The sequence below is a fragment of the Neorhizobium sp. SOG26 genome (assembly GCF_003491345.1).
Classification (GTDB): domain Bacteria; phylum Pseudomonadota; class Alphaproteobacteria; order Rhizobiales; family Rhizobiaceae; genus Neorhizobium; species Neorhizobium turbinariae.
The window spans coordinates 60,410-83,424 of record NZ_CP025512.1 but is presented as its reverse complement, the minus strand read 5'-3'; the positions used below and the strand labels follow the sequence as shown (position 1 = coordinate 83,424).

The 23,015-nt window shown below is 61.7% G+C and carries 19 protein-coding genes and 1 tRNA gene; 6 read left to right on the top strand and 14 right to left on the bottom strand.

The window, feature by feature from the left end; translation table 11 throughout:
- The first annotated feature begins 77 nt into the window (after positions 1-77).
- Together CYG48_RS00410 and pgi are read left to right on the top strand one after the other, a co-directional pair.
- Complete coding sequence (locus CYG48_RS00410) at positions 78-1,307, top strand: alpha/beta hydrolase (RefSeq protein WP_118848579.1); 1,230 nt, start codon at positions 78-80, stop codon at positions 1,305-1,307.
- 97 nt (positions 1,308-1,404) lie between these two features.
- Positions 1,405-3,033, top strand: a complete 1,629-nt coding sequence (gene pgi / locus CYG48_RS00405) for a glucose-6-phosphate isomerase (protein ID WP_118848578.1) — start codon at positions 1,405-1,407, stop codon at positions 3,031-3,033.
- Positions 3,034-3,094: 61 nt separating this feature from the next.
- On the opposite strand, the gene CYG48_RS00400 is transcribed toward pgi, so the two are convergent.
- From CYG48_RS00400 to pyrC, 4 genes are all read right to left on the bottom strand, one after another.
- Positions 3,095-4,021, bottom strand: coding sequence for a carbohydrate kinase family protein (locus tag CYG48_RS00400; protein ID WP_118848577.1), 927 nt, complete (start codon positions 4,019-4,021; stop codon positions 3,095-3,097).
- Positions 4,022-4,076: 55 nt separating this feature from the next.
- Positions 4,077-4,772 carry an orotate phosphoribosyltransferase gene (locus CYG48_RS00395; RefSeq protein ID WP_118848576.1) on the bottom strand — a complete coding sequence of 232 codons (696 nt, stop codon included), beginning with the start codon at positions 4,770-4,772 and terminating at the stop codon, positions 4,077-4,079.
- An 84-nt stretch (positions 4,773-4,856) separates the two neighbouring features.
- Positions 4,857-6,032, bottom strand: coding sequence for a GGDEF domain-containing protein (locus CYG48_RS00390; protein WP_118848575.1), 1,176 nt, complete (start codon positions 6,030-6,032; stop codon positions 4,857-4,859).
- 119 nt (positions 6,033-6,151) lie between these two features.
- On the bottom strand, positions 6,152-7,189 hold the full coding sequence (gene pyrC / locus CYG48_RS00385; RefSeq protein WP_118848574.1) for a dihydroorotase: 1,038 nt from the start codon (positions 7,187-7,189) through the stop codon (positions 6,152-6,154).
- Between the two features lie 303 nt (positions 7,190-7,492).
- Here pyrC and CYG48_RS00380 point away from each other — a divergent pair, with 303 nt between their 5' ends.
- Positions 7,493-8,353 (top strand): tetratricopeptide repeat protein, encoded by an 861-nt coding sequence (locus CYG48_RS00380; RefSeq protein WP_199925165.1) that lies wholly within the window; start codon positions 7,493-7,495, stop codon positions 8,351-8,353.
- On the opposite strand, the gene CYG48_RS00375 is transcribed toward CYG48_RS00380, so the two are convergent.
- From CYG48_RS00375 to CYG48_RS00330, 10 genes are all read right to left on the bottom strand, one after another.
- Positions 8,354-9,391 (bottom strand): 4-hydroxyproline epimerase, encoded by a 1,038-nt coding sequence (locus CYG48_RS00375; protein ID WP_118848572.1) that lies wholly within the window; start codon positions 9,389-9,391, stop codon positions 8,354-8,356.
- A 15-nt stretch (positions 9,392-9,406) separates the two neighbouring features.
- Entirely contained in the window at positions 9,407-10,114 is a 708-nt protein-coding gene (locus tag CYG48_RS00370) for an SDR family oxidoreductase (RefSeq protein WP_118851400.1), read from the bottom strand.
- A 39-nt stretch (positions 10,115-10,153) separates the two neighbouring features.
- The gene (locus tag CYG48_RS00365) at positions 10,154-11,698 is read right to left on the bottom strand and encodes a glycosyltransferase family 39 protein (protein WP_118848571.1); all 1,545 of its coding nucleotides are present in this window, start codon (positions 11,696-11,698) and stop codon (positions 10,154-10,156) included.
- A 95-nt stretch (positions 11,699-11,793) separates the two neighbouring features.
- Positions 11,794-13,146: an oxygen-independent coproporphyrinogen III oxidase gene (gene hemN, locus CYG48_RS00360; RefSeq protein WP_118848570.1), complete on the bottom strand. Its 1,353-nt coding sequence runs from the start codon at positions 13,144-13,146 to the stop codon at positions 11,794-11,796.
- An 89-nt stretch (positions 13,147-13,235) separates the two neighbouring features.
- Positions 13,236-14,789 carry a copper resistance CopC/CopD family protein gene (locus tag CYG48_RS00355; RefSeq protein WP_245450362.1) on the bottom strand — a complete coding sequence of 518 codons (1,554 nt, stop codon included), beginning with the start codon at positions 14,787-14,789 and terminating at the stop codon, positions 13,236-13,238.
- Positions 14,790-14,872: 83 nt separating this feature from the next.
- On the bottom strand, positions 14,873-15,397 hold the full coding sequence (locus CYG48_RS00350) for a YcnI family copper-binding membrane protein (protein WP_118848569.1): 525 nt from the start codon (positions 15,395-15,397) through the stop codon (positions 14,873-14,875).
- 149 nt (positions 15,398-15,546) lie between these two features.
- Positions 15,547-15,933, bottom strand: a complete 387-nt coding sequence (locus CYG48_RS00345) for a hypothetical protein (protein WP_150132671.1) — start codon at positions 15,931-15,933, stop codon at positions 15,547-15,549.
- A 161-nt stretch (positions 15,934-16,094) separates the two neighbouring features.
- Positions 16,095-16,171: transfer RNA gene (locus tag CYG48_RS00340), tRNA-Arg, on the bottom strand.
- A 137-nt stretch (positions 16,172-16,308) separates the two neighbouring features.
- Positions 16,309-17,805: a sensor histidine kinase gene (locus CYG48_RS00335; protein WP_118848567.1), complete on the bottom strand. Its 1,497-nt coding sequence runs from the start codon at positions 17,803-17,805 to the stop codon at positions 16,309-16,311.
- Between the two features lie 161 nt (positions 17,806-17,966).
- A complete protein-coding gene (locus CYG48_RS00330) occupies positions 17,967-20,051 on the bottom strand; it encodes a HAMP domain-containing methyl-accepting chemotaxis protein (RefSeq protein WP_118848566.1) in 2,085 nt (694 codons plus the stop codon).
- A 479-nt stretch (positions 20,052-20,530) separates the two neighbouring features.
- Here CYG48_RS00330 and rpmH point away from each other — a divergent pair, with 479 nt between their 5' ends.
- The 3 genes from rpmH to yidC are packed head-to-tail and all read left to right on the top strand — an operon-like array spanning position 20,531 to position 22,890.
- Positions 20,531-20,665 (top strand): 50S ribosomal protein L34, encoded by a 135-nt coding sequence (gene rpmH, locus CYG48_RS00325; RefSeq protein ID WP_078070738.1) that lies wholly within the window; start codon positions 20,531-20,533, stop codon positions 20,663-20,665.
- Between the two features lie 27 nt (positions 20,666-20,692).
- The gene (rnpA, locus tag CYG48_RS00320; protein WP_118848565.1) at positions 20,693-21,085 is read left to right on the top strand and encodes a ribonuclease P protein component; all 393 of its coding nucleotides are present in this window, start codon (positions 20,693-20,695) and stop codon (positions 21,083-21,085) included.
- Positions 21,085-22,890 carry a membrane protein insertase YidC gene (yidC, locus tag CYG48_RS00315; protein ID WP_118848564.1) on the top strand — a complete coding sequence of 602 codons (1,806 nt, stop codon included), beginning with the start codon at positions 21,085-21,087 and terminating at the stop codon, positions 22,888-22,890. Before rnpA ends, yidC begins: the two co-directional genes overlap by 1 nt.
- The last annotated feature ends 125 nt before the right edge of the window (positions 22,891-23,015 follow it).

Sequence of the window (23,015 nt, the reverse complement as noted above, 5' to 3'; positions counted from 1 at the left end):
GCGGTGGACGTTGGGCTGCTTCATGGCCTAGGCCATCTCGTTGGTTGACCCGTGGAGTGAGCGTGAAAAACGACCCCGTGAGATTATCCCGTTGGTTCGGCGCGGTGCTTGTCGTCGCGCTGCTTGCGGGTTGCGCCGGGCGGCCGGAAGGCGTGCTCATTCCAACGACCGAGCGTGCCGCCGGCACCTCTCGCGTCGATGTACTGGTTGCGACCACGCGGCGTCCGAGCGAAGAGCCGGGCATCCTGTTTTCCGGCGAGCGCGGCAAGGAACCTCAGGTCACCGAAATCGCAGTCTCCATTCCGCCTGACAGCAAGCGCGAAGTGGGACAGGTTCAATGGCCGAAGAAGCTGCCGCCAAACCCGGAGAAGGAGTTCGCGACGGTTTCCGTGACTCCGCTGGAGACGGCCGGTGCCACGGCATGGCTGAAGCGCACCCTGCCGAAGAGCCGGCGCGTGCTTGTCTTCGTGCACGGCTTCAACAATCGCTACGAGGATGCGGTCTACCGCTTTGCGCAGATCGTTCATGACTCGAAGGCGGATGCAGCACCGGTGCTGTTTACCTGGCCGTCGCGCGGCAGCGTGTTTGCCTATAACTACGACAAGGAAAGCACCAACTATTCCCGCGACGCTCTGGAAGCGCTGCTGCGCAGGCTGGCGCGGGAGCCGGCCGTCGGCGAAGTCACCATCATGGCTCATTCCATGGGTTCGTGGCTGACGGTCGAAGCGCTGCGGCAGATGGCGATCCGCGACGGACGCGTGGCACCGAAGATCCAGAACGTCATCCTCGCTTCGCCGGACCTCGATGTGGATGTCTTCAGCCGCCAGTTGGCGGAGATCGGCCCGAAGCGGCCGAGCTTTACACTTTTCGTGTCGCGCGACGATCGGGCGCTCAGCCTGTCGCGTCGCATTTCCGGCAATGTGGACCGGCTCGGCCAGGTTGATCCGATGGCAGAACCCTATCGCACCGAATTCGAGAAAGCCGGGATCGTCGTCCTCGACCTCACGGCACTGAAGGGCAATGACCAGCTCAACCACGGCAAGTTCGCGGAAAGCCCGGAAGTGGTCCGGCTGCTCGGCAACCGCCTGATTGCGGGCCAGACGGTGACGGATTCCGATGTCGGCTTTGGCGAGCGGCTGGGTGCAGTGGCCTTCGGCGCGGCGCAGAGCGTCGGCAGCGCGGCAAGTGTCGCCGTCAGCACGCCGATTGCGGTTTTCGACCCGACGACGCGTCGCAACTACCGCGACCAGGTGGACCGTTTCGGCAACTCGTTCGGCGGAACAGTCGTTACGGCTGTGGGTCAATAAGATCCACATAATGGTCCGGCATGGGCCATGACATGGCTTGATTTGGAGGGGAAAGGGAATAGGTTCCCGCCATACCTTCCGAATGCGAGGACATGCCATGCAGGCCATCATTGAAGAGCTGAAGACAACTGCTGCCCGGACCAATGCGACCGATATACGGGCCGCCTTTGCAGCCGATCCCGGCCGTTTCGACAAGTTCAGCGCCAGCTTCGATGACCTGGTGATGGACTATTCCAAGACCGCGGTGAACGATGACGTGTTGCGGCTGCTGGAACAGCTGGCGGAGACGGGCGGCGTTGCCGACAAGCGCGAGGAAATGTTCTCCGGCGCTCCCATCAACTTCACCGAAGGCCGCGCGGTTCTGCACACGGCGCTGCGCAACCGCTCCAACACGCCGGTGCTGGTCGACGGCAAGGACGTCATGGCGGACGTCAATGCGGTGCTTGCCGCCATGGGTCGGTTCGCGGACGGCATCCGCTCCGGCGCGCTCAAGGGTGCGACGGGCAAGTCGATCACCGATGTCGTCAACATCGGGATTGGCGGCTCCGACCTTGGCCCGGTCATGGCGACGCTGGCGCTTGCGCCCTTCCACGACGGTCCGCGCGCGCATTTCGTTTCAAATGTCGATGGCGCCCATATCGCCGATACGCTGAAGCTGCTCGACGCAGAGACGACGCTATTCATCATCGCGTCTAAGACCTTCACCACCATCGAGACGATGACCAACGCTGCCTCGGCGCGTGCCTTCATCGCCGACAAGCTCGGCAATGACGCGGTCAAGCATCACTTCGCGGCCGTTTCGACCGCGCTGGACAAGGTCGCGGCTTTTGGCATCGAACAGGATCGGGTATTCGGCTTCTGGGACTGGGTTGGCGGACGTTATTCGATCTGGTCGGCGATCGGCCTGCCGCTGATGATCGCCATCGGTCCGGAGAACTTCGGCAAGTTCCTTGACGGCGCGCATGCCATGGACACCCATTTCCGCAGCGCGCCGGTTCGCCAGAACCTGCCGATGCTGCTCGGCCTGATCGGCTTCTACCATCGCAACGTGCTCGGTTATCCGACCCGCGCGATCCTGCCTTACGATCAGCGCCTGCTGCGTTTCCCGGCTTATCTGCAGCAGCTCGACATGGAATCAAACGGCAAGGGCGTGACGATCGACGGCAAGCCGGTCGAAGGCAATTCCGGACCGGTTGTCTGGGGCGAGCCCGGCACCAACGGCCAACACGCCTTCTACCAGCTCATCCACCAGGGCACGAGCATCATCCCGGCCGAGTTCATGATCGCCGCGAACGGCTTCGAGCCGCATCTGCGCCACCAGCACGACCTGCTGATCGCAAACTGCCTGGCGCAATCGGAAGCCCTGATGAAGGGCCGCACCTTCGAGGAAGCCAAGGCGCAGCTCACTGCCAAGGGCATGGACGACAAGCAGGCCGATTTCATCGCGCCACATCGCGTCTTCACCGGCAACCGTCCGTCGATCACCTTCGTTTATGACAAGCTGACACCGTTTGCGCTCGGTCGCCTGATCGCCCTTTACGAGCACCGGGTGTTTGTTGAAGGCGTGCTTTTCCGCATCAACTCCTTCGACCAGTGGGGCGTGGAACTGGGCAAGGAACTGGCGACGGGCCTGCTTCCGGTTGTGGAAGGCAAGGAAAGCGCAGAGAGCCACGACTCCTCGACCCAGGGGCTCGTCAAGGCTCTGGCCGGGATGACGAAGGCCTGAGAGCTATCTGTCAGAAGCGGGCACCCCGGATAAGGCCGGGGTGCTCGTAAAGAATACCGGCTTAAAGCCCGATCTCGTGCGCGAAGGGTGGGTTTGCGCCAGCGCGTGATACAGTGACGGCCGCGGCCTTTGCGCCAAGCGCCAGCGCCTTGTTCACCTGATCCTCCGTCAGCGCCGCAATCTTTTCCTTCGTGAGGAGGTCCTGCATCTTGAACGATGCGAGGATGCCGGCATCGAAGGTATCGCCAGCGCCGACCGTATCCACCACCGTCACGCGCTCACTCGGCACGGAGGTCTTGAAGCGCCGCGTATAACCCGTAGCGCCCTCGGCCCCACGCGTCAGCACAACAAGCTTGGCGCCTGCGTCCAGCCAGTGGCTGGCAAGGGTGTCATGGTCGCCTTTCATGCCGAACCATTCCAGGTCCTCGTCGGAGAACTTGATGATGTCCGACATCGCCGCCATGCGGCGCACGCGGTCGAGATGCTTTTGCTTGTCCTTGATGAAGCCAGGGCGGATGTTCGGGTCGAAGGAGATGACGCGCTTGGTCTGCTCCCTCGCCATCAGCGCCTCGTAGGTGCTGCCGCATGGTTCCGGGATGAGACTGATCGCACCGAAATGCATTGCCTCGCAATCATCCCCCAGCGCCGGCAGGTCGTCGAGGCTGAGCATCCGGCCAGCGGTTCCCTCGTCATAGAAGGCATAGCTTGCCTGCCCGTTGACGAGTTTCACGAAGGCGATGGTCGTCGGACGCGAGGAGACAGCCGAGAAGCTGGCGTCGACATTGCTCTGCGCCAACGTCTCGCGCAGGATGTCGCCCATCATGTCGTCCGAGAGGCCGGTAAAGAAGCCAGTCGGCTGGCCGAGCCTGCCAAGCGCGATCGCGGTATTGAAGACCGCGCCGCCCGCATAAGGCGCAAAACCCTTCTCTCCCAGCGTGGTCTCACGCGGCAGCATGTCGATCAAGGCTTCGCCGCAGCACAGGATCATTCTTCCCTCCCGGTCTTGTTCCTGCTTCTCGCTTAACTGAGCTTTTGTCGCTTGCCTAGAGCGAAAGCTCACTCACGCCGCCATTGCGGCCGGACCATGCGAGAGGTGCATCGAGGAAGGCTTCCACTTCGCGCAGCGTCGTTTCGTCAAACAGCTTGCCGTTGCGTGCGACCGCCAGCACGTTGCGCCAGGTGGCGATACGGTGAAGCTGGACCTTGCCATTGGCGAAGCGCTGCCCGGCTTCCGGGAAAATGTCATAGAAGAAGAGCGCAATGCCGTGGTCCACCACGCCGCCGGCGGCACGGATGGCGTCGATGAAGGTGAACATGCTGCCGCCAGCCGTGGTCAGGTCCTCGATGACGAGAACGCGAGCACCTTCTGGCATGTAGCCTTCGATCTGCGCGCTGCGGCCATGGCCTTTCGGCTTCTTGCGGACATAGATCATCGGCAGGCCGAGCCGCTCAGCCAGGAAGGCCGCGAAGGGGATACCGGCCGTCTCGCCACCTGCGATGCAATCGAACTTCTCGAAGCCAGCGTCGCGCATGATGGTGGCGGCTGCAAAATCCATGATCGTGGAGCGGATACGCGGGTAAGAAATGAGCTTGCGGCAATCGATATAGACGGGGCTCATCATGCCAGAGGCCAGCTTGTAGGGCTTGTCCGCACTGAAATGGACGGCGCCGATTTCCCAGAGCATCTTGGCCATCAGCTCTGCCATCACGTCACGATCGGGAAATGTGGTCTGTATCATCCGCGCTATCCTTCTAAAGAACCACGCGCCGCAATAGCAGGATGCTGGGATTGCCGCCAGACGAGCAGAGAAATAAAGCCTGGATCAGGCGCTGGTTCGTGTTTCGGTGACGGTAACCGGCCGCAGGTAGTCGGCAACCACCACGCGATCACGCCCGCCGCGCTTGGCCTCGAAGAGCGCATTGTCGGCGCGGCTGAGCACTGCCTCGAATGGCTCGCCACCGGCTGACCCGACCGCGATGCCGGCGCTCACGGTGCATTTCAGGATCGTATCGCCAACCGGAATGGTCCTGGCGGCGAAGGCGCGGCAGATGTCGGTCGCTACCTTTTCCGCCCGGCCCGGCAGGACATTCTCCAGGATCATCGTGAACTCTTCGCCGCCGAGGCGTGCAACCGTCTGGCCCGGCGTGATCCCGGACCTCAAGTCTTCGGCGAACAGCTTCAGGACCAGGTCGCCGGTTGCGTGGCCGAAGCGGTCGTTGATCGACTTGAACCGGTCGACATCGAAGACCACAACGGCGGTCGATGGCTTCAGGACCCGGTGGCCGTTTTCCTCGAACAGGGCGCGACGGTTCATGAGCCCGGTCAAGGCATCCGTCATTGCCTCGTGGCGGTGATGGGCTGCCATGCGCCATTGGTGCAGGGCAAGCGACAAGGCGCCAATCCCCGTCATGCCAGCGATGCAGACGCCGAGGTTGAGGTTTTCAGCCCAATTGTCCGGCGCTTGGCCAAGGGTCCATTGCTTTTCCGTGATCAGCACCAAGGCGCAAAGGACGAAGCTCAGGCCGCTCAGGGCGTAAAGGATTGCCATGCCGCATAACGGGCCGGGCGCTTCGCGGCGAGCGGCGACATATTGCCAGCCCGTGCCGACCAGGAAGGCTGCGGCAGCGACGTTCATGACGATCAGGCCAACACCATCGAGATCTGCCAGCAACGGCGGCAGGCCGACAGCGATGCAGAGGATGGAAAGAACCGCTGTCAGCATCCAGGGCTTGCGCCCGGTCCGGAACTGGACAGAGGCGGCATAGGTGGTCGAGAAACCGGTGACGAGGAAGATATACGCCATGCAGACCCACATCTCCCCGCTCTGCAGCGTATAGGAGCTATAGGCGAAGATGCCGGTGACAATCAGCGCCAGCGCCACCACCAGCGTGAGCAGAAACGAATCCGTTCGCCTCGAGAACCAGGTGCCGAAAAGCGTCACCACCAGGCATGCTGCGGATACGCCGAGCGCCAGCAGGAGAGACTTGTAGTCAAGCATGCTCGAAGGTTCTTTCTAGCGTGACAGCGGATGATACGGCTGCACGCTAGTTCTCGATCCTTCCCAAATGGTTACCAGCAAGAATAAAATGCAACCAATTTGACGTGTTGCCGCAATTGCTAAACCACGTGCCAGTGAAGCGGGTACATGGGGTCGAAGACCGTGATTGCGCCTGCCTCGGTGTCCCGCTTTTCAGGATAGACGGCCGGCTCGTCACGCTTTTCGAGCGTGATCGTTTCTTCATTGACCGGCAGGCCATACCAGGCTGGGCCGTTCAGCGAGGCGAAGGACTCGAGCTTGTCGAGCGCATTCTCTTCCTCAAAGACATGCGCGAGGCAGCTCATGGTGTTGAGCGAGGTATAGATGCCGGCGCAGCCGCAGGCACATTCCTTCAGCGGATCGACATGCGGTGCGGAATCGGTGCCGAGGAAGAACCGCGCGTCGCCCGAGGTTGCCGCGGCCCGCAGGGCGAGCCGGTGGTTTTCCCGCTTGGCGACCGGCAGGCAGTAATAATGTGGGCGGATGCCGCCGACGAGGATCGCGTTGCGGTTGATGATGAGGTGGTGCGTGGTGATCGTGCCCGCGAGATTGCGTTCTGCCGACTTGATGTAGTTGATGCCGTCCGCCGTGGTCACATGCTCCATGGTGACCTTGAGCTCCGGCAGGCGGCGACGCAGGGGCTCCAGCACCGTTTCGATGAACACGGCCTCGCGGTCGAAGATATCCACTTCCGGATTGGTGACCTCACCATGGACGCAAAGCGGCAGGCCGATCTTGGCCATGCGCTCCAGCACCGGCATGGCATTATCAAGATTGCGAACACCACCATGGGAGTTGGTCGTCGCACCCGCAGGGTAGAGCTTTACGGCAGTGATGAGCCCGCTCTTCTTGCCCTCCTCCACATCATCCGGCTGCGTATGCTCCGTGAGATACAGCGTCATCAGCGGCTGGAAGCGGTCGCCGGCCGGAAGCGCGGCCATGATGCGCTCGCGATAGGCCTTGGCATCCTCAGTCGTCACCACCGGCGGCACGAGGTTCGGCATGATGATGGCGCGGGCGAAATGGCGGCTCGAATCGCCGATGACGCACTTGAGGACGGCGCCATCACGCAGGTGCAGGTGCCAGTCATCGGGGCGGCGAAGGGTGAGGGTCTTCATGGGGAGCACTTCCGAGAGGTCATCGATGCCCTCGCCATACCATCAAGCGGCGCCTCGAAACAATCTAAAGCGATGCTCTAAGCGCGTCATTCACCCGGCGGCAACGGCTGGCGGTCACAAAAATGTGCAGGGATCAGGAGGCGCGTACATTCGAATACGCTGAAGTGCGCGGAACCGACTCGAGGTTCGGGCGTTCGTTAAGCAATCTGAAGAATGTATGAATCGGGGCGCACAATGACTTTCAGCGCATCTAAAGTCAACAAGGGTTTCGCATTATTCACAAGCACGGCGGTGGCCTTGTGCGTGTTGACGGTTTCGCCCGGCGCGGAAGAGCGCGCCCAGTTGCAGCTCGCGTCAGCCATGCAGGCTGATTGCGATCGGCTTGCCGGAAGCCCGTTCGACCAGCAGCGCAACAGCGAGTTCTCGCCGGTCGGTATCGGCGAGATCGACGGCGCCGCTGTTGATGCCTGCCGCGTGGCCTTCGAGACCACCGGCAACCCGCGCTTCGCCTACCAGCTTGGCCGCGCGCTGAACAACGCCCAGCAGGCCGACCAGGCGATGAGCGCGTATAACGCCGCAGTCCAGGCGAATTATCCAGCCGCCAAGGTGAACTTCGGCATGCTGATGGGCCGCCTCGGTGACGAGAAGGCCGAGTTCCAGCTTTACACGGAAGCCGCACAGGGCGGCAACGTGCTCGCTGCCTATAACCTCGGCGTCGCCTATCGCGACGGCTTGGGCACGGAAAAGGACGTCAACAAGGCGCTCGAGTGGTTTGAAAAGGCCGCCGCCGAAGGTGACGATACTGCCGCCTTCAATATCGGCGCGATCTATGACGAAGGTCAGCTTGTTCCGGCCGACGACCAGACGGCGATTGCCTGGTACGACCTTGCTGCCCAGCGCGGCAACAAGGACGCGATGATCAACCTTGGCCTGATGTATGAGGCGGGCGAAGGCATCGAGCCGAATGCGCAGAAGGCGGCCGAGATGTATCGCCAGGCCGCCGAGCATGGCGACCTGTTCGGGGCCTACAAGTTCCTGCAGATGCAGGAACTCGGCGTCGTGCCGGCTCCCTCCAACCCGGCCATGGCCGAAGGCGTCAACTCGCTGGTGCTGAAGCCTGGCGATGCCACCGACACCCTCAACTCCAGCGCCAAGGAGATCTGATCAGATCTCCCCTGCGGATGGCCCCCAGACATCGGTCATCGCAAAGCCGTCCGAGAGCGGATCGAAGGGATCGAGCGCAATCTGGTGAAGACCGAAGGTGAATCCACGGCCGGTGATCGTTGGAACGATTGCCGGCTTTCCTGCGACCTCGGTTTCCGCCGAAAGCCCTACCTCGAATTGCGAGCCGATGATGGAACGCGACTTAAACAAGTCGCCCACTTTGACCTTGCCCCGTGCGTGAAGTGCCGCAAGATTGGCCGAGTTACCCGTGCCGCAGGGTGAACGGTCGGCGCGGCCCGGCCACATGGTGGTGCAGGTGCGCACCGTGCCATCCGCCTCCGTATCACGGAACATCACGTAAGCCACGCCGGAGATCGCGGGGATATCCGGGTGAACCACCGTCATCTGCTGGTTGATGAGGCTCTTCAGCACCATGCCGGCCTCGACAAGTGCTGCCGCATTGCCCTTCTCGATCGTCAGGCCGATCTGGCCAACATCCACCAGTCCGTAGAAGATGCCGCCGTAACACAGGTCAAGCTTGATCTCGCCCCAGCGCGGCGTCTGGAGCGTCACGTCCAACTGGTGCACGAAGGACGGCACCATGGTGAGCCTGACCTTTTCACAGCGCCCGTCGCGGCACGTTGCGGTGGCCTTTACCAATCCGGCCGCGGTTTCAAGCGTGACGACAGTTTCCGGCTCCTGCATCTCGACGATACCAGCCTCCAGCAGCGCGGTGGTGACGCAGATGGAGTTCGAGCCCGAACTTGCATGCGCCTGGTCCGGCTGCAGGATGATGAAGGCAGCATCCGCATCCGGATGCTTGGCCGGCAGCAGCAGGTTTACCGAGCCGATCGGCGCTCCCCGCGGCTCCAGGCACAGGAAGCGACGCAGTTCCTGCCCCTTCGGATCGGTGTTCAGCCAGTGCAACTGTGCCGCGACCGTCTCGCCGGGGATCTTCGGCACGCCGCCGATTGCGACCTTGCCGATTTCGCCTTCACAATGAACGTCCAGCAACTGGATCGTACGCTTCCATCTCATGCGGGTATGTCCTGATTACACGTGCCGGGTGATGCCGCCATCGACCCGGATGTTCTGGCCGGTGATGTAGCCGGCACCGTCCGACAGCAGGAAGGCAGCGGTCTTGGCGATCTCCTCGACCTGACCGATGCGCTTCATCGGCACCTTGTCTGCTGTTTCCGGCTTGTGGTTGAGGCTGTCGATATAGCCCGGCAGGATGCAGTTCATGCGGATGTTGTCGGCCGCGTAACGATCGGCGTAGAGCTTGGTAAAGGCGCCGGCCGCGGCACGATAGGTGCAGGACACCGGGAAGATCAGCGAGGGCTCGAAGGCGGCAAAGGTGGTGATGTTGACGAAGGCGCCCTTGCCTTGTTTCTGCATCACCGGCGTCACCAGCCGCGCCATGCGCACCAGCGACAGGATCATCATGTCCGAGCCGAGCGCCCAGTTCTCGTCGGTGATGTCGAGCAGGTCACCTTTCGGCGGATGGCCGGTATGATTAACGACGGCGTCGATGCGGCCATAGGTCTTCATCGTCAAGTCGAAGATCGCCTGGATGTCTTCCGCCTTTTCCGCCACGCCGCGCGAGGCGACACCGCCGAGTTCCGCGGCAAGCTTTTCGCAGCTTTCCGACGGCGACATCAGCGCCAGCTTGTAGCCCTGGGAATGAAGTTCGCGTGCGATCGCCTCACCCATTCCACGACCACCACCGGTGATCAGCGCGACCTTTTCCGTTTCCGCCATTGCCATTCCTCTCCTGATTTTCCCAGATTTGGCGCAGCCTTAAGGAGCAGCACCCAGCCAAGCATAACCTAGCCGCAGTTCGGTCTTACCGTCTCCAAAAGAAAAGGGAAGCGCCAGCGTTTTTGCCCGCCCGGGAGCGAGCCCCAGTGCCTCGACCTGCGAGAGGTTGATCGGCAGAGGTTCGCTTCCAGTTGAGCCGTTATCGTACCAGACCGCAAGCACGGGCGCCTTCATCGCCTCGCGCGATGGGAAACCGGCAATGACTTGATCGGCATCGATCACGGACACATCCGGAAACTGCATGCGCATATTGCCAGCGAGATGCATGCCCGCCGCCACGATGAGCGCCGGCTGACCTTCTGTCTTCAGGATGTCCGCAGCCGCCGCGAAAGGATAGTTGATGCGCGTGTAGGATCCGGTCAGCTCGCCCGTTACCGTCTTGCCTGCCAGCGGCAGAAGCGTGATGGCCATGATGATGAGGAATACGGGCACCAAACGCTTCAGGCTGCCTCCAACATCCGCTCCGGCGTGGTCCAGCTTCAGCAACAGGTAAAGCGGGAAGACCAGGAGATAAGGATCAAGCCAGCGTTCGGTGATCTTCGTCGTGCCGGCGACCAGGATGACGACTACGACCCCCAAGAGCGAGACCAGCATGATCCGGCCAAGCAGCCGCGTCACCTGCGTGCCTGTTACGAGGCTGCGCTTGAACTGCCCCTTGAAGGCGATGCCGAAGATGATGACCGCCAGTGCGCCAAAGGCGATGCAAGCGAGCGCGAGCGACCCGAGCGCGCGGATGATGCGAGTCATGCCTTGCGGTGCGTTCGCCTCGACCATCTTGCCGATCGTGCCGGCACTGGCGAGATCAAGGTTGCCAAGCAGCCAGAGCCCGTGGGGCAGAACCACGATTAACCCGGCGAGGGCCGTCAGGAGGATACGCGGGTCGAGCAACCGCTCGCGCCATTCCCGATCCGCCAGGACGGCAATGAAGGTCGCCGCTGGCAGAAGCACAAAGTTATATTTCGAGATGGTGCCGATGCCGGCCGCAAACCCCAGGATCAGGTAACCCAGCAAATCCGGCCGCATCAGAATGCGGAACAGCCCATAGAGAAACAGGGCAGTTGCCATAAGAACCGCGACCGTGTGGGTCAGGTCCTGCTGCGGCATGTAGGAAACCTGCGGCAGCGTCAGCAGGCTGAGCGTCGCAACCGCGACGAAACCGGGGCGATGACCCAGCTCACGCACCGCCAGGCCGAAGAAGGTGTAGGCCAGGAACAGCATCGCGAATTTTGGCAGGACGAGCGCGAACAGCGAGATGCCGAAAACACTCACGACAGCGTTCTGCACCCAGTTGAAGAACGGCGGCTGCGGCCCGTAACCCAGCAGCCAGTATTGCGAGAACAGCGATTGCTCGGCTTCATCCAGCGTCAGCGCGTTCGGCAACGCGAGGCGCACGAGCATGCTGAGGATGCAGTAAAGCCCAATGAAGACGAGGAGCGACCACAGGCCCTGCGAAAGAAGGCCGGCCAGCTTGCCGGCTCCGCCAGAGCTTTCGAGCGATCCTGCCGCTCCATTCCGATCGCGCATCTTCGATCCCCGACACATCCCAAGTGCTGCAGCAGGTGGCACGCCACAGGATGCCGATCAACCGAAAAAGCACGCTCTTAGCCAGACCGGACGGATCAAGCTGCCTTGCTGAAGGAGCGTCCCGCCTGGTTCAGATACGCGTCAAACGCCGATGCGGCGGCGCGCACGATAAAACGATGCTCCTCCGAAATCGTGATGCGGCCACCATCGCGCTGGATCAGCCCGTCACTTTCCAGTTCATCCAGCCGGTCATTGTGCCGGAGAAGATCGTTTGCTTCAAAACCATGTGCGCAAGCGAGCGCTTCGACATCAACCGCAAAGTCGCACATGATCCTTTCGATGATGGCGGCCCGCAGCCGATCTTCCGGTGTGAGGTGGTAGCCCTTGGCTATAGGCAACTCGCCACTCGCGACGCGGCTCGCGTAAAGCCCATGCGGCACTTCGTTCTGAACGTAACCCTGCGGCAGGCGGCCGATGGACGAGGCGCCAAGGCCGATGAGGGTTTCGCAGTTATCGGTCGTGTAACCCTGGAAGTTGCGATGCAGCCGGCCTTCGGCCTGCGCGAGAGCCAGATCATCATCCGGCAGCGCGAAATGGTCGAGACCGATCTGCACATAGCCGGCCGCAACAAGCGCCTGCGCCATCGCCGCAGCCTGCAAGGCACGCTCCGGCGCATCCGGCAGCGCTTCTTCCTGGATCAGGCGTTGGTGCTTCTTGAAGCTCGGTACATGCGCATAACCGAAGACCGCCAGACGATTCGGCCGCATGGCAACCGCGGCCTCGACGGTCTCGATGCAGGACTCCACCGTCTGATGCGGCAGGCCATAGATCAGGTCGAAATTGATCGCATTGATGCCGACGCCGCGCAGGCTCGAGACCGCCGCCATGGTCTGCTCGACGCTCTGGACGCGGTTGATGGCGCGCTGCACCTTCAGGTCAAAGCTCTGGACACCCAGGCTGGCGCGCGTGACACCGGCTTCGGCCAGCGCGGCCACCATATCAGACTGCAGCGTGCGCGGGTCGATCTCGATGGCGATGTTGACGGTGGGCGCAAAACCCAAACGATCACGGAAGGCATGTACCAGTGCCACGAACTCGTCAGGCTTCATGATGGTCGGGGTGCCGCCACCAAAATGGATCTCGCCGATCGAGAAGCTCTCGTTGCGCGCCAGCGCCAGGAGCTCCACTTCCCGATGCAGCGTTTCCATGTATTCGATGATCGGCCGATCCTTCTGCGTCACCGTCGTGTGGCAGCCGCAATACCAGCACATGGCACGACAGAAGGGGATGTGAACGTAAAGCGAGGTTGGCTCATCCTGCGGAAGGGCCTGCAGCCATTGCGGATAGACCGAGCCATCGAAATTCTTCGTGAAGTTCGGCGCCGTGGGGTAGCTCGTGTAGCGCGGCAGCCGCGCGTCGCCATATTTATCGATGATCGCCGCAGACATGGCAGCTCCTCTGCAAATCCTGTTGGCAGGGGTTCTAGCCGCAGCGGCGACACTTCGGTTTGTGCAAGATCAATCGACCTGATCTCTTCTTACGGCCTGATTTCGATCTCGCCCTCCAGCCGGGTAATGTCGAAGTCGGTGACCAGCACATCGAGGCGCAGGCTCCACCTACCCGCCAGCGGCAGCACGAGATCCGGCACCGTCCAGCCCGTTTCGGTCTTTTCCGCCTTGCGTCGGATCGGTTCAACGCCGGCCTGTGGATTGCCCAGCACCGCCGTGACTTCGACGGGATCGAGCGGTTGCCCGTCCTTGCCAGTGATCTTGATGGACAGGGACACCGCACCGCCGTCGCCCTGGCGAACGGTCACGTCGGCGGCCGCCTCGGGGCTCTCTAGACGCACGACGACATCACGCTGAACCTGGGCAACCAGACTGCGCGGCGGCGGCGTGAACCGCCAGGCAGCAGCGACACCGAAGATCAGCGCCATGACCAGCGTTTCGGCAGCCACCAGCCGGACGAGCATGGAAATGGCCTTCGGCTCTCCTCGCCGCGAGCGCTGCGTCAACCGCCAGCGATTGGCCGCGGCAAGGACGAAGAGTACGACAAGCAGCACAAGCTTGATGAGGAAGACAGTGCCATAAGCGGTCGTGACAAGAGCCGATGGCGTGCCGACCTGGACATAAGCCAGCACACCGCCTGCGGCGATCAGCACCAGCACGGCAAAGGGGATGAAGACGGAGAAGCGCTGCAGGCTGTCGGCCGCTTCCGGGCTTTTGGTCCGTAGCTGCAGCATGAGCGGCAGGAGGGCGCCCGCCCAGATGGCGATGGCGGCGACGTGAAGGAAGACCGCGGGGCGCATGATCCACTGCGGCGGTGCGGCACTCGCATGGCCACTGAGGCTCAAGGAGAAAGCGGCGGTGAGGACGGCAGAGAGCGCCATCCATCGTGCCTCCCTGCCCTTGCCGCTCAAAAGCGCCAACGCTGCCAATGCAAATCCGACGCATACGAACATGACCGTCGGGCCGAGACTGGTGCCGAGCCCTGCCCGCCATGCCGAGCCGGAGAACAGGAACGGGATACCCTCGCCCACCGCATCGAGGCCCTGGAAGCCGAGCGAGATCAGTGCTCCCGCTGAGCCAATGCCGAGCGCAATCAGGCTCGGCTTCCGCGTCGCCGTATCGCCGCCGACAAACCAGAAGATCGCGAACACACCGCCGATGCCGAAAAAGATGCCGAGATACAGCATGACCTTGCCGGTCCACAGGCCGGCCCAGACCGGCCAGCCGGAATCAGCGGCGGTATCCGGAGGCGGCCCGCCTGCGTGTCCCACCGAAAAGACGAAAGATCCACCGATCGGGTGACCGTCTTCCGACACGACGCGCCAGGAAAGGAGGTGGGTACCGGTTTGCAAGTCTGCCGGCGGCGTGATCTCCAGCGCATTGCCCTTGACCACAACATCCTCAAGCGGAACGCTGCTGCGGTCGGGCCTGGTCAGCTTCAGGCTCGTCGGCGACACCGGTTCGTTGAAGATGAGCCGGATGACGCCGGGTGCCGCTGCCACGACTGCTCCATCCGGCGGTTCGGTCGAATTGAGCGAGGCATGCGCAAAGGCTGCCGCGGCGAGCGGAAGCCACAGCAGCATGACGAGCAATGCGCGGGAAAGCGTGGAGACTAGAGACCACGCTCGGCAGCGGACGGCACTTGACATCATGCGCCCAGCCGCAATCAGTTGGCCGCGGGAATGAGCTTCAGGCCCGGCGCCGGAAGCTCGAGATCGGATGCCTTCTGGCCGGCAGCGGGGATTTCGATCCAACGCTCCTTGGCGCCATCCGGGCATTCCTGCACCACCGGGAAATACATTATCTCGCCCGGGTTCAGGTCCGCCGCGATCGTGCCGCGGAAAACAAACTCGTCGTATTGATCATCAGGCAGATTACCACCGCTCCAGACGACCTGCTTGACGCCTTCGCTGACCTTCGAACCATGGTTGTCGTAGGCCTTTTCGTAAGGCCCCTTCACGGTCTCCAGCGTCCAGCCGGCTTTCGGCTGCGGTTTTACGCCATAAAAGCCTTCCGGCATCTGGACCCGCACCACCTGCGTCGGCTTGCCTTCGCAGCCGTGCGGCACACGCAACACGACCTTGTAGGTGGAGCCGACCGGGGCTTCCTTGCCTTCGAGGGTGACATGGGCAAAGGCGGCGGCGCTGCTGCATGCTGCAATCGCGGTGGCGGCGATGATGGTCTTGAACATGGGTTCTCCTTGGCCAGATCGGACATGGCCTGCTCGAAACGCTGGCAGCAAACTGCGCCGGCGTGAATTGGATGCATGGGATGAACAATGATCTTCGCGTTGCCGCTTGTCGCGGGACCGGAGCGGCTCGGCCGAAGACCAGAAGCGGCTCAGGCAGTCACTGGCGGAGCGCGCGGAACACTCGGCAAGACTTCCGGGCGCTTCGGGAAATGTTCGTCCGCCTCAGCGACAACGGTCGAGAGATCAGTTCTCAGCCTGTTGCTGACGAAATGAGCCGGAGGATTTGGCACCAGGAACTGCGCCGTTGCATAACAGGCGGCCGCGCAGCAGCCTGGGAGCTTCGGCTGGGTGTCGCCCTGGGAGGTGCCAGCGTCGACGGTATGCGAGATGCAGAGCGGATTGCCGAAATCATCAAGCGTCCGCGCGGCCACGGCTGGGCTGACGAGTGCCGAGGCGAGCAGCATTTGCAGCACAAGCGCGTAGCTCGCCAGGCAGGCGAATACGAGGCTTGAAACTGAGGTGCTGCGCTTCTTCACGATCCCTCGCGACACGACCAAGAACGGCATCCTTGATGGCATGGCTATGTCACGCCTGTCCATGCGTTGTTGCGCCACAGGCGCGCGCACGCGCAGGCCAAAACGACAACAAGCCCGGCAATGCCAGGCTCGTGGAGAATGTTCATTCAGGGAGATAAGAATGGCGCACCCGAAGAGATTCGAACTCCTGACCCCCAGATTCGTAGTCTGGTGCTCTATCCAGCTGAGCTACGGGTGCGTGAGCAAGTGGTGTGTTCCGCTTGCGTGGCGATCCTCTAAAGGCTGACGCGGAGGATTGCAAGCGATTTTGATGTCGCCAATATCATTTTACGGCTACTTCTTTTACAACCTATTGATTTCACAAACACATTTGCATTACGCGCGAACGCGGTAGTCGTCGAGGGAAACCGGGCGGTCGGGAATTTCGATGCGGAACTGCGTGCCGGGACCGGGTTTTTCGACGAGCGCAATCGTGCCGCCGTGGGCAAGAACCAGTTCCCGCGCAATCACCAGACCGAGGCCGGTACCACCCGAACGCGCCGATCCACGGAACGCGGAGAACAGGTTTTCGCGAGCCTTGCGCGGCATTCCAGGGCCTGTGTCATCGATCGTGATGCTGACGACACTACCGACGCGGTGAGCGCTGACCGTGATCCGACGCACGACCGAACCGTCTTCAGGATCGAAGTTGACCAACGCCTGGTGGGCATTGCGGCACAGGTTGTGAATCACGCGGAAGATCTGCTCGCTATCGCAATCCACCTCGAGATCGGCGGCGATCTGTTCCACGAACTCGATGCCGCTATCCTGATCAATCCCCAGCATCTCGCGCACTTCCTGGGTGAGCGACGAGATTTTCACACGGCGGCGCCGCGGCGCCGCTTCGGATGCCTGGCCATAAGCGAGTACTTCATTGGTATAACCGACGGCGCGGTCGATCGTGCGCAACAGCTTTGGCGCGAAGCTCCTCACCATCGGATCCTCCACATCCGTGAGGCGGTCGGACATCAGCTGCGCGGAAGCCAGGATGTTACGCATGTCGTGATTGATCTTCGAGACCGCGAGCCCGAGATCAACGAGGTTTTTCTGCTGCTTAAGCGTCCGCTGCAGTTGAACCTGCATCTCGGTCAGATGTCGCCCTGCCACGGCAAGTTCACCGCGCGACCGGTCGCCGCCAAACACCCGGGAAGGATCTTCAGGCTCCTCGGAGAAAAGCTGCATGCTCCGCGTCAGCCGGCGGATTGGCATGATCATCATGCGGTTGATGGCAAGGAAGATCATGACGGCGGTCAGCAGCGAGATCAGCAGCGACACCAGGAACATCATCTTGGCGTATTTCAGCATGTCCTTGCGCAGCGCGTCCTCGGTCATGACCAGTTCGATAATCATGTCGCTTTCGCCGATCGGGCCGTAGACACGCATGGTCCGGCCGCCGCCCAGCACCAGCGTATCGAGCGCATCACGCATCGCGCCAAGGAAGGACGTACCGGCAAGGTCAAAGACCTGGTCGATCTCGGGCTGGGTATCGGTGGCCGCGAGCAGGCGTGACGTGCCGTCCTTGCGCAGCGCCAGCACCTTCGTGCCGGTGGCGAGAAGCGTGTCATCCTGCACGCCGCGTGGAAGCTCGGAAGTCTGCAGCCCATCGATGACGATACCGGCGGCCGCCGCCGTATCGAGCCGGTCGCGCAGCCAGTTCATCCGCATGGTGGCGACACTCGGGACGAAGATCAGCACTTCGGCCATCATGACGAAGATGACGGTCAGCCAAAGCAGCCGGCCCGAAAGGCCGCGAAAGAGACGCGGCATCTGCTCCGGTGCACGCGCATCCGGTTCAGTACGTGCGATGCCCGAGGTCCTCGCCTCGTCGTTCATCGTAGTCTCCGTAACGTGAAGGCGCGTCGCCACATCGATAAGCGACGGTTTCAACGCCTATTCTAGGGATTTATGGCAAATTTACCAGTCTTTGCCGCAGCGCAAAAAGAAACGGAGGCAACCCGTGCCTCCGTTTCCTCAGATCGCGATGAAGATCTTGATCAGAATTCTTCCCAGTCACTCGCTGCGGTCGATGCCGCTGCCGCGGGGGCTGCTGCTCCTCCGCCACCGAAGGCGCGTGCCAGTGCACCCGTCATCTTCTTGACGGGGGAAACCCGGGCGCGATGATCGGCCGTTGCGACGGTCACCGGCTTCTTGAAGGGTGCCGGCGGCTGGGAGAGGCTAGCGGGGGTGGCCTGCGGCCGTGGGCTTGCCTGCCCCTGGCCATCTTCCTGACCGATGTTGAACTGCGATACGAGCGCAAAGAGGCTGTCGGCATCGGCCGAGAGCTTGCTCGTGGCCGCTGAGGTTTCTTCCACCATGGCCGCGTTCTGCTGGGTCACCTGGTCCATCTGGTTGACGGCCGTGTTGACTTCGGCAAGGCCGGTGGCCTGCTCGCGGGAGGCAACGGCGATCGAATGGATGTGGTCGTTGATGCGCAGCACGCGGGCCTCGATCTCCGACAGGGCTTCGCCCGTCTTCTGGACCAGATCAACGCCAACGGCGACTTCATCGCCAGACTTGCTGATCAGCGACTTGATGTCCTTTGCCGCACTTGCCGAACGCTGGGCAAGCTCACGCACTTCCTGGGCAACGACCGCAAAGCCCTTGCCTGCATCACCGGCGCGCGCTGCTTCAACACCAGCGTTGAGCGCCAGCAGGTTCGTCTGGAAGGCGATCTCGTCGATGACGTTGGTGATCTGGGCGATCTCACGCGACGCCTGTTCGATCCGACCCATGGCCTCGACCGCGTTGCGAACGACGGCACCCGACTGGACGGCGCTTTCCTTCGCCTCGCTCACCATGATGGTCGCTTCCTGGGCGCGCTCGGTTGAGGTCTTCACGACAGCGGTGATCTGGTCGAGAGCCGCCGAGGTTTCTTCCAGCGCTGCCGCCTGCTGTTCGGTACGGCGCGACAGGTCGTTGGTGGCGCTGCTGACTTCCGAAGCGCTGCCATTCATCGAGCCGGTCGCGACGCGGACGTTCGACATGGTCGTTCGCAGCGTCGCCATCGCAGCGTTGACATTGTTCTGCAGTTCTTCGAACGCACCCTTGAAGTTGCCCCGCATGGTATCAGTCAGGTCGCCATTGGCGAGGCTGCGCACCACACGGCGTGTTTCCGAGACGCCGGCATCAACGCTTGCCACCAGTTCATCGACATCGTGTGCGAAACTGTCGAGGCTTTCGACGCCCCACTGCTTGTCGATCCGGCGGGTAAAGTCACCTTCGGCAGCGGCGGCAACCACGATGGCCATGCGGGACTGCAGGTCATCGCTCTTGGCCCGCAGTGCGGCATCGGATGCATTCATGCGCGCCACTTCCAGGCCGTTCCTCTTGAAGACCTCGACGGCAGCGGCCATGTCGCCGATCTCGTCCTTGCGGCCGGTCGGGATTGCGGCGTCATAATCGCCGTCGGCAATCTTCTTCATCGACGCGGTCAGTTCGAGGATCGGACGGCTTAGCTGGGTGCGGCCCATGTAGAGACCGGCGGCGGCACCACCTGCGACACCAATGATGGCGACGGCGAGAACGCTGTAGAAGATCATGCTGCGGAAGGATTCCATCTCGGCGCTCAGCACCTTGAGTTCTTCCTGGTCCATCTTCACGACAGCGTCGATCTCAGCCTGATAGGCCTTGCGGTTCGCGCGGTTGGCTTCGTTGTTGCCCTGCACGTTCGCGACTTCGGGCCCTTCCTCCTGGCTCAGCCGGGCCGTCTCGCTGCGGAAAGCCTTGAACTCCTTGGAGCGCTCCAGAAGCTTGTTGAACATTTCACGCTGTTCCGCCGGCACCTTCGGCTGCCATGCGGCGAAAAGTTCATCGCTGCTCACCAGTGACTTCAGAACGCCATCGGCAAACTGCTTGGCCGAAGCGGAATCCTCGGCGGCGTAAATGCCGCGGGCATCCATGACGACGGCCGTGACCAGCCGGTTCAGATGCTCGCCGTTATAAACACGCTCGGCGACATGGGCATATTGCTGCGCGCGCTTCTGGTACTCCCCCACCGCGAACAGCGCCATTCCACCAATCAAGATAGCGACAAGACTCATCAAGCCGACGAGCAAGTTTATTTTCGAACTGATCTTCACGCGAGAACCCCCATTACAGCGTGCTTAAGGGCATCTGCGCCGTACGAACGCTCGTACCCTCCATGGCTGCGAGATCTAGCAGTCAGCTGTTAATAAAGTTTGAGTGGAGTAAAAGCCTCAAACAGGTTCGTTTCGAGCAAAGTTTATCACGCAACGTACAGTTGTTAGATTGATCGTCTTGACTTTCGTCAATTTTCGATAGGTGAGGACAATTTTTTGCTCCCGAATACATCGGTGCTCGCGTTAATGGATTAGTTAGAATTGAAACAATGTCAGTGGGCACGTTCCGGCATCTTCAAGAAGGCTCGGTTTCGGCTCGGCCGTTGACTTTTCAGGCTTACCTCTCTAGTAAGCCGGCCACGTTCCGCTCAGCGAGTTCAGCGTTTGCTGTCGCGTGGGCAGAACGATAATCCGAAACGCTCTTGCCGTCGTGATGACGGCAAACTTCAAGAAGGGCCGCACACCGCGGTATTAAATAAATGAAGCGTACCTACCAACCGTCCAAGCTTGTTCGCAAGCGTCGTCACGGCTTCCGCGCCCGCATGGCTACCAATGGTGGCCGCAAGGTTCTGGCTGCTCGCCGCGCCCGTGGCCGCAAGCGTCTGTCGGCCTAAAGGCCGAATTGCCCGGGATTTTCGGGCATGACGAATAGAAAAGACTCCAAGACGACTGTCGGGCGGTTGAAAAACCGGCCGCAGTTTTTGGCCGTGCGGCAAGGCGAAATACGCCGCGGACGAACTTTCCTGCTGGAAGTTCTGGACCGGCAGCAGCCGGACGAGCCGCCTCGCGTCGGCTTTACCGTGACGAAGAAGCACGGCAACGCAGTTGAACGCAACCGGATGCGCCGCCGCCTGAGAGAGGCGGTGAGGCAATCTGCCGGATTTGCAATGAATAACGGACACGACTATGTGATCGTCGCGCGGCGGGACGTGCTGACGGCTCCCTTTGCGGATATGACGGCACAGCTTATCGAGCGTATCGAAGGCAAGCCGAGACACAAGCGGTCCGAGGAGACCCGTTCCAGGAAAGCATGATGGAAAAAAACCGCAACTACTTCATCGCGATCGCACTCTCCGTGCTCATCGTTCTTGCCTGGCAATTCCTCTACATGAACCCGAGGATGGAAGCTCAGCAGCGCGCCGAGGAAGCTCGCCAGGCGCTGCAGGGCGATGCCTCGCAGACCTCTTCGCCCGAAAGCCCCGGCGCCCAGAGCACGGGTGGCGGCAATCTCCCTGGTGGACCAGCTTCGGGCCAGGCAGCGGTGGTGACGCGCGACCAGGCACTGGCCAAGTCGCAGCGCGTGCAGATCGAAACGCCGGCTCTCGTAGGCTCCATCAACCTGACGGGCGCTCGCCTCGATGACCTGAAGCTGCGCGAATACCATGAGACGGTCGACGACAGCAGCCCGATCATCACGCTCTTCTCGCCGGCCGATACGACGGACGGCTACTTCACCGAACTCGGCTACATCCAGAACGAGTCGATCGGCGCGACGCCGGGTGCGACGACGCAGTGGACGCTGGCCAGCGGCGACAAGCTGACCCAGCAGACGCCGGTCACGCTGTCGTTCACCAACGACAAGGGCGTCACCTTTACCCGTACGATCTCGGTCGATGACCATTACATGCTGACGATCACCGACAAGGTGGACAACCAGGCCGCCGCACCGGTGACCCTGACGCCTTACGGCCGCGTCAGCCGCAACCACAAGCCGCAGACGCCTTCCGTCTGGGTTATCCATGAAGGCTTCATCGGCGTCATGGGGCAGGACGGCAAGCTGTCCGAGCACACCTATTCCAACATCGAAGACGAGCAGTACACGCACGAAAAGGCGACGTCGGGCTGGTTCGGCATCACCGACAAATACTGGGCGGCCAGCATCGTGCCGCCGCAAAACGTGCCTTATGTGGCTCGCTTCTCGCACTTCACCGGTGGCCAATCCAGCTACCAGGCCGACTACAAGGGCGACGACCTGACGATCCAGCCGGGCCAGTCGACCGAGCTCAAGAACCTGGTGTTCGCCGGCGCCAAGGAAGTGCCGCTGATCTCGAAATACGAGACCGACCTTTCGATCCCGCAGTTCAACCGCCTGATCGACTGGGGCTGGTTCTACTTCATCACCAAGCCGATGTTCCAGCTGATGGACTTCTTCTTCCGTCACGTGGGCAATTTCGGCGTTGCGATCCTGCTGACCACCGTCGTGGTCAAGGCGCTCTTCTTCCCGCTCGCCAGCAAGCAATACGCCTCCATGGCCAACATGAAGCGCGTGCAGCCGAAGATGGAAGAGCTGAAGGCCAAGCATGGCGACGACCGCATGGCCATGCAGCAGGCGATGATGCAGCTCTACAAGGAAGAGAAGATCAACCCGATCGCCGGCTGCTGGCCGGTGCTCCTGCAGATCCCGGTCTTCTTCGCGCTCTACAAGGTCATCTACGTCACGATCGAGATGCGCCATGCTCCGTTCTTCGGCTGGATCCAGGACCTTTCGGCTCCCGATCCGACGTCGCTGTTCAATCTCTTCGGCCTGCTGCCCTACGACGTGCCGCACTTCCTAATGATCGGCGTCTGGCCGATCGTGATGGGCATCACGATGTTCGTGCAGATGCGTATGAACCCCACCCCGCCGGATCCGACCCAAGCGATGATCTTCACCTGGATGCCGCTGGTCTTCACCTTCATGCTGGCATCCTTCCCGGCTGGCCTGGTGATCTACTGGGCGTGGAACAACACGCTGTCGGTTCTACAGCAAGGTTTCATCATGAAGCGCCACGGCGCCAAGATCGAGCTCTTCGACAACCTCAAGAGTCTCTTCAGGCGAAAACCCGCGGCGACCAAGTAAATCTAAGAAGCCCCGCTCCGGCGGGGCTTTCTGTTTCAGCATCCGGCGTTGTGCACCTTTGCGAACTTGACTTTGCATGGCAAAACCCGGAAGCCCTGCCCTTCCAAGACTAAAGGACGAACATC

Coding starts and splice junctions, on each gene's coding strand:
- CYG48_RS00335 (WP_118848567.1), bottom strand. CDS start 17,805: ATGAACGACGAGGCGAGGACCTCGGGCATCGCACGTACTGAACCGGAT.
- CYG48_RS00350 (WP_118848569.1), bottom strand. CDS start 15,397: ATGTTCAAGACCATCATCGCCGCCACCGCGATTGCAGCATGCAGCAGC.
- rpmH (WP_078070738.1), top strand. CDS start 20,531: ATGAAGCGTACCTACCAACCGTCCAAGCTTGTTCGCAAGCGTCGTCAC.
- CYG48_RS00390 (WP_118848575.1), bottom strand. CDS start 6,032: ATGCTTGACTACAAGTCTCTCCTGCTGGCGCTCGGCGTATCCGCAGCA.
- CYG48_RS00375 (WP_118848572.1), bottom strand. CDS start 9,391: ATGAGATGGAAGCGTACGATCCAGTTGCTGGACGTTCATTGTGAAGGC.
- pyrC (WP_118848574.1), bottom strand. CDS start 7,189: ATGAAGACCCTCACCCTTCGCCGCCCCGATGACTGGCACCTGCACCTG.
- CYG48_RS00365 (WP_118848571.1), bottom strand. CDS start 11,698: ATGCGCGATCGGAATGGAGCGGCAGGATCGCTCGAAAGCTCTGGCGGA.
- CYG48_RS00400 (WP_118848577.1), bottom strand. CDS start 4,021: ATGATCCTGTGCTGCGGCGAAGCCTTGATCGACATGCTGCCGCGTGAG.
- CYG48_RS00370 (WP_118851400.1), bottom strand. CDS start 10,114: ATGGCGGAAACGGAAAAGGTCGCGCTGATCACCGGTGGTGGTCGTGGA.
- yidC (WP_118848564.1), top strand. CDS start 21,085: ATGGAAAAAAACCGCAACTACTTCATCGCGATCGCACTCTCCGTGCTC.
- pgi (WP_118848578.1), top strand. CDS start 1,405: ATGCAGGCCATCATTGAAGAGCTGAAGACAACTGCTGCCCGGACCAAT.
- rnpA (WP_118848565.1), top strand. CDS start 20,693: ATGACGAATAGAAAAGACTCCAAGACGACTGTCGGGCGGTTGAAAAAC.
- hemN (WP_118848570.1), bottom strand. CDS start 13,146: ATGTCTGCGGCGATCATCGATAAATATGGCGACGCGCGGCTGCCGCGC.
- CYG48_RS00395 (WP_118848576.1), bottom strand. CDS start 4,772: ATGATACAGACCACATTTCCCGATCGTGACGTGATGGCAGAGCTGATG.
- CYG48_RS00355 (WP_245450362.1), bottom strand. CDS start 14,789: ATGCTGCTGTGGCTTCCGCTCGCCGCGGCAGCCTTTGCGCATGCCTCG.